Source organism: Nonomuraea longispora (genome assembly GCF_004348345.1).
GTDB lineage: Bacteria > Actinomycetota > Actinomycetes > Streptosporangiales > Streptosporangiaceae > Nonomuraea > Nonomuraea longispora.
This window is the reverse complement of the sequence record NZ_SMJZ01000003.1, coordinates 95888-106222: the sequence shown is the minus strand read 5'-3', so window position 1 is coordinate 106222 and position 10335 is coordinate 95888. Positions and strand designations below refer to the sequence as shown.

11 protein-coding genes are annotated in these 10335 nt (G+C 70.8%); 4 read left to right on the top strand and 7 right to left on the bottom strand.

Going from position 1 to position 10335, the window contains the following annotated elements; all coding sequences use genetic code 11:
* The 6 genes from E1267_RS45465 to E1267_RS01810 form a co-directional block, all read right to left on the bottom strand.
* Positions 1 to 1085, bottom strand: a 1085-nt coding sequence (locus E1267_RS45465) for a conjugal transfer protein (RefSeq protein ID WP_246063337.1), incomplete at its 3' end; no start/stop codon positions are given.
* Between the two features lie 53 nt (positions 1086 to 1138).
* A complete protein-coding gene (locus E1267_RS01830) occupies positions 1139 to 1384 on the bottom strand; it encodes a hypothetical protein (RefSeq protein WP_132512273.1) in 246 nt (81 codons plus the stop codon).
* An 80-nt stretch (positions 1385 to 1464) separates the two neighbouring features.
* Positions 1465 to 2241 (bottom strand): conjugal transfer protein, encoded by a 777-nt coding sequence (locus tag E1267_RS01825; RefSeq protein ID WP_246063335.1) that lies wholly within the window; start codon positions 2239 to 2241, stop codon positions 1465 to 1467.
* 568 nt (positions 2242 to 2809) lie between these two features.
* Complete coding sequence (locus tag E1267_RS01820) at positions 2810 to 3109, bottom strand: hypothetical protein (RefSeq protein ID WP_132328973.1); 300 nt, start codon at positions 3107 to 3109, stop codon at positions 2810 to 2812.
* Between the two features lie 139 nt (positions 3110 to 3248).
* Positions 3249 to 4325 (bottom strand): redox-regulated ATPase YchF, encoded by a 1077-nt coding sequence (gene ychF, locus E1267_RS01815; protein ID WP_132328971.1) that lies wholly within the window; start codon positions 4323 to 4325, stop codon positions 3249 to 3251.
* A gap of 11 nt (positions 4326 to 4336) precedes the next feature.
* The gene (locus E1267_RS01810; RefSeq protein ID WP_132328969.1) at positions 4337 to 5068 is read right to left on the bottom strand and encodes a hypothetical protein; all 732 of its coding nucleotides are present in this window, start codon (positions 5066 to 5068) and stop codon (positions 4337 to 4339) included.
* Positions 5069 to 5164: 96 nt separating this feature from the next.
* On the opposite strand from E1267_RS01810, the gene E1267_RS01805 reads away from it, so the two are divergent.
* Positions 5165 to 6436, top strand: coding sequence for a DNA recombination protein RmuC (locus E1267_RS01805; RefSeq protein WP_132328967.1), 1272 nt, complete (start codon positions 5165 to 5167; stop codon positions 6434 to 6436).
* A gap of 14 nt (positions 6437 to 6450) precedes the next feature.
* Positions 6451 to 6960, top strand: coding sequence for a DUF6542 domain-containing protein (locus E1267_RS01800; RefSeq protein WP_132328965.1), 510 nt, complete (start codon positions 6451 to 6453; stop codon positions 6958 to 6960).
* Between the two features lie 95 nt (positions 6961 to 7055).
* Here the strand turns inward: E1267_RS01800 and E1267_RS01795 are convergent, their stop codons facing one another.
* Entirely contained in the window at positions 7056 to 8021 is a 966-nt protein-coding gene (locus tag E1267_RS01795; RefSeq protein ID WP_132328963.1) for a 4-hydroxy-3-methylbut-2-enyl diphosphate reductase, read from the bottom strand.
* Between the two features lie 101 nt (positions 8022 to 8122).
* Between E1267_RS01795 and E1267_RS01790 the strand changes: the two genes are divergently transcribed.
* Both E1267_RS01790 and xseA read left to right on the top strand, forming a co-directional pair.
* On the top strand, positions 8123 to 9037 hold the full coding sequence (locus E1267_RS01790) for a DUF8129 domain-containing protein (RefSeq protein ID WP_132328961.1): 915 nt from the start codon (positions 8123 to 8125) through the stop codon (positions 9035 to 9037).
* A gap of 57 nt (positions 9038 to 9094) precedes the next feature.
* Positions 9095 to 10318 carry an exodeoxyribonuclease VII large subunit gene (xseA, locus tag E1267_RS01785; protein ID WP_132328959.1) on the top strand — a complete coding sequence of 408 codons (1224 nt, stop codon included), beginning with the start codon at positions 9095 to 9097 and terminating at the stop codon, positions 10316 to 10318.
* Positions 10319 to 10335: the final 17 nt, after the last annotated feature.

Sequence of the window (10335 nt, the reverse complement as noted above, 5' to 3'; positions counted from 1 at the left end):
GGTTTGGCGTCGGGGTTGAGCGGGGGCCAGATGCGTTGGGTGCCCGTCAACACCAGGGCAGGCCCGAGCCGGGGCGGCTGGCCCTTCCTGTGCTGGTCGCGGGCGACCTCGTCCTCCCGACGTCCGTCGTCCTCACGCGGCCCCCCGTGGTGGCGCGCGTCGTCGCGGGAGCGCCCGGCCGGGGCGGGCTCCGGCGTGCCGGCGGGCGCGTCGGCGCTCGCCGCGAGTTGTCTCAGCCTGCGCAGCGCCTCGGTGTCGATGGGCTTGCCGGCGGCGGGCTTGCGGCTCTCCGCCGTCTTGATCGGCACGACCGCGTCCCGCGCGGCGCGTACCTCGGCGTCCCTGTCCGCGGATGTGGTGCGCCGGTCACCGGGCTCCGGCGCGGGGCCGTGCGCGGCGTGCGGCACGGGCGAGCGGTCCTGACGGTGTCCGGCGCCGTCTGAGAGGCCCTTCTCGCGCCGGACCACGCCTCCCGGCGTGGCGCGTACCGGGGACGGGGTCGCCTGCTGCGCCTGAGCCTTGAGCGCCGGCGCGGTGCCGCGGCGCGTGCCCCAGCCGGAACGCCCGCCGGGCTGCTCGGCCACCGGGGCCTGCGCTGCGGCGGCAGCGGCGGCGGCCACGGCGGGCCGCACCTGGCGGGGCCCGGTGATCCGCTGGCCCGCGCGCCTGCGCTGCGCCTGGCGGGCCTTGCCGGCCTTCTTCGCCTTGACCCTGGCGGGGGTGGCACGCCAGACCCGGCCGGAGAACGTGATGGTCTCGGGCTCGGCGCCGGGTGCGAGGCGGTACCAGGCCCTGGGCTGGCCGAGGTAGCGGAGATGGGACTCGAGCAACTCGGTGAGCCGCTTGCCCTCGATGACGGGACGGGTGGACAACCACGTGACGATCCCGGGTGGTACGAGGAACAGCACGTGCCACGGCATCTCCACCGGCACGCCCACCAGGACGAGCAGAAGCGACCACGGAACGAACACCCCGACGAAGACGCCGATCCAGACGATCGGCAGCGGCATCGGCAGGCGCAGGTCGTACAGCTTGTACAGCCGCTTCTCTATCCGCCAGATGTTCGTGTACGTGGGCAGGTCCACACGGCCCTCCTCTCGCCCGCTCGTTCATGACCGCCGGGGAGCGGTCTCAACCCTTACGTGATGCCCAGTGCGCCCGCGATCGCCTTCGCCGTCACCTCGATGATGTTGGGAACGTAGAAGATCACTCCGATGGCCACGGCCAGGATGAGGAACTGCACGAACCGCGTGATCTCACGGGTGAAGAGGAAGAACAGCGCGACCACGGAGACGACGACCAGGAACAACGGCGCGAAGAACGCGCGCAGGAAGTCGGCGAGCCCTCCGGTGTCGATGCCGGTCGGCACCGGAGTCGGCGTCATCTCGATCAAGGTGAACAGTACGGTCTTCAAGGTCACTTCTTGTCCTCCCGGGGGGTACCGATCAGCAGCGTGGCCGTGCCCTAATCAGCGACCCGGCCGGCGCCGCGGATGTCGGCGACGAACCACTTGTCGCCCTGCTTCTCGACGGTCAGGCGGTAGGCCTGCTCCAGATGCCCGCCGGCCGTCGCGGGATCGGTGGAGTCGGGAGTGGGCGGGACGTCGCCGTTGGGCACCGTCCACACCACGACCGCCTGGATCTCTCTGGTGGCACCCCCCACAGGCACCACGATTTCCTTGAGCTCTGCGAAGGTGAGGGCGCCGCCGAAGCTCGGCAGGCTCTTGCCCGCGGCGACGTAGCGCTGCAGCCCGGCGGTGTCGCCGTCGGCGTAGTCCTTGAAGAAGCCCTCCAGTTGCGGCTTGAGCTCCGCCGCCGCCGCGTCGTCGGTTTCCGGCTTGGCCACCTGGGGCAGGTCGGCCGGGGCCGGGGCGGGCAGGATGGCCGGACGCCCGGAGACGACGAACCTCTCTCCGGCGTCGTCGCCGGAGTAGTAGATCGGTACGGACAGCAACATCCTGCGCGGGCCGGACTGGAAGGCGACGCTCACCACGGCGTTGTTGGCGTCGCTCGCCTTGAGGTCGTAGGCCTGGACGGCGACGGCCGCCAGCTTGCCGAACCCGTCCCAGCCCATTTGCGGGTCCATGCCCTGGGCCAGGAACGCGGCGAGTTTGCTGGACCTGCTCGTCGCGTCGTCGGGATTGAAATTCAGGTAGACGCCCGCGAACTGGGCGGCGAATGCCATGCCGCGTTCGACGGGGAATCCGTGCTGCTCCTGCACCGCGCCATTGGGCGCGGCCACCTCTTGCCGGGTAAACCTCTCAAATGGGGCACGAATCCCATTCACCACGACAACCACAATAAGTGCCCAGAGAATGATGCGGCCGGTCCATACCAGCCACCGTCCGCCGCCGCCCGACCAGCCACCGCGCCGCGGCCGGCGAGGCGGCGGCGCGTCGAAGTCGGCTGTGTCGAGGCGCGCGGAAAGCTCGGGCTCGCCAGCGATCCGAGGATCGTGCTGGACGGTAGACCTACGCGCCATCACGCCTCCGCTCGCGCCGATCCCCCCGGCTGGCGCGGTGTCGTCCGTTGCCGATCCCCATCATCCGCGGTGAAGTAGTCACCCTATCCGGTCTCCGCGATTGTTCCAGGAAAGCCACGCCCATGCTGCGGCATGACCGTCCTGACGGCAAACCGGGCCCTCATGACAGGCCCCGGACCCGATTCCAGTGAGTTCCCGGGGGAAACGGCTATTGACCAGGCCAAACGCCTGAAATCGCATAGCGCGGCAGCCACGGATTGCTGTCCAAATCGCGCAAGGACTCTCGCGACCTGCGGATTCGGCATAGGTCACGAACGGAGGCTGAGCGTCAGGCAGGCTCAGGCCCCTGGGACGAGCGCGACCGCCGCCTGCTCTCCAGATCGACGACCGCCGGCTGCACGGCCCGCTCCAGGGAGCCCCGGAGCTCCGCCAGCATGCCCGCGGGGTCCTGCTCGCGCATGCGGGTCGCCATCTCGTTGCGCTCGTCCACCTTCCTGCGGAGGTAGGCCTCGCGGTTGACCCGCAGACCGTACATGAGCTCGACCCTGATCAGGGCCAGCTCCTCCTCAAGGCTGATGCCCGTGAGCGCGGGCGCGGGGCGTCGTTTCCGGATGATGCGACGGATCATGAGGGTCTCCCGAGTCAGCGTGAACGCCGTGACGATTCGACGCGCGGGAGCCCGCAGAGGTTGACGCGGCAGTCGTGCCGGGATCAGACGTCCATTCCTTTCCTGTGTCCCTTCCCGGGTCCTTTCCGGGCCCGCCCGGTCAGACGTTGAAGCGGAACTCCACCACGTCGCCGTCGCGCATGACGTAGTCCTTGCCCTCGATGCGGGCCTTGCCCGCGGCCCTGGCGTTGGCGATGGAGCCCGCCTCGACCAGATCGTCGAAGGAGACGACCTCCGCCTTGATGAAGCCGCGCTGGAAGTCGGTGTGGATCACGCCGGCCGCCTCGGGAGCCGTGGCGCCCTTACGGATCGTCCAGGCCCGCGACTCCTTCGGGCCGGCCGTCAGGTAGGTCTGCAGGCCGAGCGTCTGGAAGCCGACCCTGGCCAGCTGGCGCAGCCCCGACTCCTCCTGCCCGACCGACTGCAGCAGCTCCAGCGCCTCCTCCTCGTCGAGCTCGACCAGCTCGGACTCGATCTTGGCGTCGAGGAAGACGGCCTCGGCCGGCGCGACCAGCGTGGACAGCTGCTCCCTGAGCGCGGAGTCGGTCAGCTCGTCGGAGTCGAGGTTGAACACGTAGAGGAAGGGCTTGGCCGTCAGCAGGTGCAGCTCGCGCAGCTCGTCGCGGTCGAGACCGCTCTCGAAGATGGTCTTGCCGGTCTCCAGCGCCCTCAGGGCGCCCTCGGCGGCCTCCAGCGCGACCTTCTTGTCCTTGTTGTTGCGCGCCTCCTTCTGCAGGCGCGGGACGGCCTTCTCGACCGTCTGGAGGTCGGCCATGATCAACTCAGTGTTGATCGTCTCGATGTCGCGCTTGGGAGAGATCTCGCCGTCGACGTGCGTGACGTCGGGGTCGTTGAAGACCCTGATCACCTGGCAGATCGCGTCGGTGTCGCGGATGTTGGCGAGGAACTGGTTGCCCCTGCCCTGCCCCTCGGAAGCGCCCTTGACCAGCCCCGCGATGTCGACGAACTCGACCTTGGCGGGCAGGATGCGGGCCGAGCCGAAGATCTCGGCCAGCTTGGGCAGGCGGTCGTCGGGCACGCCCACGATGCCCACGTTGGGCTCGATGGTGGCGAACGGGTAGTTCGCCGCGAGCGCGTTGCCGGACTTGGTCAGCGCGTTGAACAGCGTGGACTTACCGACGTTGGGCAGGCCGACGATACCGATGGAGAGGCTCACGGACGTCGAGTTTACTGGCTCAGCACGTCCAGACAGGTCACCGGGCGGGGGGCGGAGTCCGAACGCAGATAGCGCTCCGAGCGCGCGGGACACCGCTTCGCGGCCGTCTCGAACGACACCACCCTGGCCCACGCCCGTGCCGAGCCGCAGGGCACGCGGGTGACGCCGGAGCGGTCGACCACCCGGCCCGCCGGCCGCGCCACGCACGCGCCCCGGTCGAGCACCTGACCGCCCCGGCCCAGGCAGATCGTCCGCGCGTCGCCGGGGACGGTGTCCAGGGTGTTCTCGGGGCAGGCGGCGGCGTCCCGCGTGATCGCGACGGCCTTGCCGTACCAGCCGGGCCGGGCGCACGGCTGCTCGCGGCCGTCAAGCGCCACGCAGTCACCCGGCCTGAGCAGGCCTCCGCCACCGCCTGGGGCTCCGGGGTGGGGGTCGAGGAAGTTGCGTACGCACGCCGTACGGCCCGGCCCCACGCGCAGGACGTCGTCGGTGTCCTCAGGGCAGTCGCCGGGGCCCGGCGGGTCGGGAGCGACGGCCACCACCTCGGAGACGCCGCCGTTGCACGGGATCAGCGCGAAGTCGCCGGTGACGCATGCGCCCGGCGACCAGCGCAGCGGGTAGGGCCCCGGCGCGCTCTCGGGCCCGGAGCCCGCGCCCGCGCCGGCGATGACCGCTCCGGCCAGCGCGACCAACGCGACCGCGACCGATACGCCGACCACCGCCTGCTTCCCGAGCGCGTCCATTCCACTACTCTCGGCGATTCCGGATGTGGCGCACAAGCGGAACGCCCAAGCGTGTCGGGAGGAACCGCGCCCCGCGGTCCTGCAATCATCGCTGAAGTGGATGTCATCTCGCTTCTCACAGGTCTCGCGGTCGGGCTGCTCATCGGTTTCCTCGTCGCCAGGACACGAGCGGCGGTGCGGGTGGCGGAGGCCGACGCGCGCGCCAGGTCCGCCGCGGAGAAGCTGGTCTACGTCGAGGAGCAGCTCGCCGAGCGTTTCCAGGCGCTGTCCACGCGGGCGCTCGACGTCAACAACGTACGTTTCCTGGAGCTGGCCGAGACCAGGCTGGCCGCCAGCCGCGCCGAGGCCACCGGTGACCTGGAGCAGCGCAGGCAGGCCGTGGAGCACCTGGTCGAGCCGCTGAAGGACGCCCTGTCACGGGTCGAGTCGCAGCTGCGCGACACCGAGTCGGGCCAGCGCGCCGCCCGTGCGGAGCTGGCCAAGCAGATGGAGTTCGTACGCCAGAGCCACGAGCAGCTGCGCACCCAGACCACCGCCCTGGTCAGGGCCCTGCAGCGGCCCGAGGCGCGCGGCCGGTGGGGGGAGCTCCAACTGCGCAGGGTCGCCGAGATCGCCGGGATGCAGCGCTACTGCGACTTCGACGAACAGGTCGCCGAGGGCTCCATGCGGCCCGACATGGTCGTCAGGCTGGCCGGCGGCAAGAACGTCGTGGTCGACTCCAAGGTGTCGCTGGCGGCCTATCTGGAGGCCGCTGAGGCGTCCGACGAGTCGCTCGCGACGGTCCGGCTCGACGCGCACGCCCGGCACGTACGCGAGCACGTCGACCGGCTGGCCGCCAAGTCCTACTGGCAGGGGTTCAACCCGTCGCCCGAGTTCGTCGTGCTGTTCATCCCCGGCGAGGCGTTCCTGGCGCCCGCGCTCGAACGCGACCCCGGGCTGCTGGAATACGCCATGGCGCGGCGGGTGCACATCGCCACGCCGACGACGCTGATCACGATGCTGCGCACCGCGCACTACGCCTGGCAGCAGGCGGCGCTCAGCCAGAACGCGCGGGCGGTGTTCGAGCTGGGCAAGGAGCTGTACGAACGGCTCTCGACCCTGGGCAGGAACGTGGACTCGCTCGGCAGGGCGCTGACGCGGGCCGTGGAGGCGTACAACAAGTCGGTCGGATCGCTCGAAAGCCGCGTGCTGGTCACGGCGCGCAAGCTGCACGACCTGGGCGTCGTCGACGGCGACCTCGACTCACCTGAGATGCTCGAAGGCCTGCCCAGGCCCCTCGCCTCCCCCGAACTGCTCGAAACCGCTTCTCAGCCAACCTCGTCACTGATTTCGCACCCGAACGGTAAGTTGGCCAACGGGTCGCAGTAGACGGGGGTGGGCCAGTGGCTGGGAAAGGCAGGCGTTCGGCGGTCAGGCTGACCGCGCGCGGCGCCATCGCGCTCTCCCTGGTCGCCACCCTCGCGGGCTATGTGCTGACCGCCCTGCTCGACGTCCCCCACGTGGTGGGCGCCGCGTTCGTGCTGTCCAGCCTGCTGGGCGTGCTGCTGGTCAACCGGCGCGAACTGCTGTCGCTGGTGGTGACGCCCCCGCTGGTGTTCTTCTGCGCCACACTCTTCGTCGAGCTCGGGCGGGCGTTCGGCTCGTTGTCGATCGTGCAGTCGCTGGCGCTCGGGCTCTACACCTCGCTGACGCGGGGAGCGCCGTGGTTGTTCGCCGGCTCGGCCGCCGTGCTCGGCGTCGCGTGGCGGCGCGGGCTGCGCGACAACGTACGCGACCTGCGCGAGGAGCTGAAGGCGGGCGCCGAGGTGCAGCGCCCGCGCCAGCCGTTCGTGCCCGAGCCCGAAGGTTATTTCGAGCCGAAGGTGTACGGCACGCCGCGCGGCGACGACTGAGACAGGTCACCGTGCGCTCCGGGCGGCCGTCATGACGCGTCGGACGTCACGGCACGGCCGCCGGCTCGGGGCGGACGATCACCCGATCGCCCGCGTCAGGAGGCGCGCAGGTCCTTGCGCAGCTCGTGGGGCAGGGCGAAGCGCATGCGCTCGTCGACCGGCTGCACCTCCGTCACGTCGCCGAAGCCGTGCTCGGCCAGCCGCTTCAGCACTCCGTCCACGAGCTCTTCGGGAACGGACGCGCCGCTGGTCACGCCGACCGTGGTGACGCCCTCGAGCCACTCGTCGCGGATGAACGTGGCGTCGTCGACGAGGTAGGAGGCCTCGGCGCCGTAGTCTTTCGCCACCTCGACCAGCCGCTTGGAGTTGGAGGAGTTCTCCGAGCCGACCACGATGACCAGCTGCGAGTCGGCGGCGATCTCCTTGACCGCGACCTGGCGGTTCTGGGTGGCGTAGCAGATGTCGTCGCTCGGCGGGTCGATCAGCGTGGGGAAGCGCTCCTTGAGCCGGGCGACCGTCTCGGTGGTCTCGTCGACCGACAGCGTGGTCTGCGACAACCACACGAGCTTGCTCGGGTCCTTTACCTGCACCTTGTCGACCGCGTCGAGCCCGTCGACCAGCTGGATGTTGTCGGGCGCCTCGCCGGAGGTGCCCTCGACCTCCTCGTGGCCCTCGTGCCCGATCAGCAGGATGTCATATTCCTGCCCGGCGAACCGCTTCGCCTCGTTGTGCACCTTGGTGACCAGCGGGCAGGTCGCGTCGATCGTGCGCAGCCGGCGGCTTCTGGCCTGCTCGTGCACGGCGGGCGCGACGCCGTGGGCGGAGAACACGACGATCTCCCCCTCCGGCACCTCCTCGGTCTCCTCGACGAAGATGGCGCCCCTGGCCTCGAGCGTCTTGACGACGTGGGTGTTGTGGACGATCTGCTTGCGCACGTAGATCGGCGCGCCGTACTGCTCCAAAGCCTTCTCGACCGCTACCACGGCTCGATCGACTCCGGCGCAGTAGCCCCGCGGTTTGGCTACGAGGACTCGGCGGGAAGTGGGGGTCTGGGGCTCCATACTTCTTATGCTACGTGGAGCGGCCGGTTGGCCCGCGCGTGCGTGGCCGTCCGCGGTTTGCCACACTGGCCGTCCAATACTGACCTCCCAGGGAGACGTACATGTCCCTCAGCGACGTGATACGCAACATCGCCAAAACCGTGACCAACAAAGACGAACTCAAGGAGAAGGCCAAAGACCTGCCTCTTCTCGTCGCCCAGACCGCGCTCAGCGCCGCCGGGCAGGCGATGCTGCTCGTCGACCGGGTGAAGAACTCCATCAGGGGCCAGGGCGAGAAGGAGGAGCAGGACTCCCGCCCCGCCGCCGACCAGCTCGCCGCGCCCGCCGAGCAGGACGAGGACAAGCCCGCCCGCAAGGAGCCGGTCATCTTCGCCCCGCGCCCCGGATCCGCCGAGCCCAACGGCACCGGCAAGCCCGACCCGGTCATCTTCGCCCCGGCCGGCAAGACGGAGCCCGCCACGCCCACAGGAGAGACCGCGGAAGCCAAGCCCGCGCAGGCACCGGTCGCGCCCGCGAAGCCGGAGACAGCCGAGCCCGCCACCGCCGGCAAGCCGGACGCCGCGGCAGAGCCGAGCACCGCAGGCGAGAAGGACGTCGTGGAGGAGCCGGCCACCGCCGACGAGCCGGGGCCCGCTGAGAAGCCGGCCGCCGCCGCGAAGCCGAGGGCGACGCGGGTTGAGCCCAAGGCCGACGACAAGCCCGCCGCAAGGAAGCCCGCCACCAGGAAGTCCACCGCCAGGAAGTCCACCGCCAAGGAGCCCGCCGCGTCGACCGAGCCGCCCGCCGCAGCCGCGCCGGCCGCCGCTTCCGAGCCCGGTGCGGCCGCCGCGACGGACCTGCCCGAACCGCTGCCCGGATACGCGGAGCTGACCGTGGCCTCCCTTCGCGCGCGGATGCGCGGCAAGACCGCCGAGCAGATCGGCGACTTCCTGGCCTACGAGCGGGCGACGAAGGGCCGGGCCGAGGTCATCCGCATGTTCGAGAACCGCCTCGCCAAGCTGCAGGCCGGAGAATAGAGGAAGAAACGTTCGACCCGCGGGGAAGCGAGCTTCCCCGCCCCGTAGTCTTCCGCCATGACCTCGAAGACCTCACCCGAGTCGCCCTTGCCGATCCGCACCGTCCTGCAGATGGTGGGCGGCTGGATCGGCAGGCTCGGCACCGTCTGGGTCGAGGGCCAGATCACCGACCTGAGCGCCCGCGGCGGCACGGTGTTCATGACCTTGCGCGATCCGGTCGCCAACGTGTCGGCCAGAGTGACCGCCCCTCGCGGGGTCTATGAGGCGGCCATGCCGCGGCCGGCCGACGGCGCCAGGGTGGTCGTGCACGTCAAGCCCGACTTCTGGGTCAACAGGGGTTCGTTCGCCTTCACCGCGATGGAGATCCGCCCGGTCGGCGTGGGCGAGCTGCTGGCCAGGCTCGAACGCCTCAGGCAGCTGCTGGCCGCCGAGGGGCTGTTCAACGCCGACAGGAAGCGGCGGCTGCCGTTCCTGCCCGGCACGATCGGGCTCATCTGCGGCCGCGACTCGGCGGCCGAGCGCGACGTGCTGGAGAACTCCCGCAGGCGCTGGCCCGCCGTGCGGTTCAAGGTCGAGGAGGTGGCCGTCCAGGGGCCTTACGCGGTGGGCGAGGTGACGGAGGCGCTGGGCAGGCTCGACTCCGACTCGGCGGTCGACGTGATCGTCATCGCGCGGGGCGGCGGCTCGCTGGAGGACCTGCTGCCGTTCTCCGACGAGACGCTCGTGCGCGCGGTGGCCTCCTGCCGCACTCCCGTGGTGAGCGCGATCGGTCACGAGCAGGACAGCCCCCTGCTCGACCTGGTGTCCGACGTACGCGCCTCCACTCCCACCGACGCGGCCAAGAAGGTCGTGCCCGACGTCGGTGAGCAGCTCACGCTGGTGCGCCAGCTGCGCGACCGCGGCCGGCGGGTGCTGAGCGGCTGGCTCGACCGCGAGATGTCCTGGCTGACGTCCGTACGGTCGCGGCCGTCGCTGGCCGATCCCGTACGCGAGCTCGAACGCAGGGCCGAGGCGGTGGACGCGCTGCGCGAGCGCGCCAGGCGGTCGTTGACCGGCTCGCTCGACCGGGCGTCCGACGACCTCACCCACCTGCGCGCCCGGCTGGTCGCGTTGTCGCCGGCGGCCACGCTGGAACGCGGCTACGCCATCGTGCAACATCCGTCGGGCGACGTGGTGCGCCGGGCGAAGGACGTCTCCCCCGGCAGCGTGCTGACCATCCGCCTCACCGACGACCGCCTGACCGTGCGCGCCGAGGAGCCCGGGGACGCGAGCGGCGCGTGACCACCGGAGCATCCACG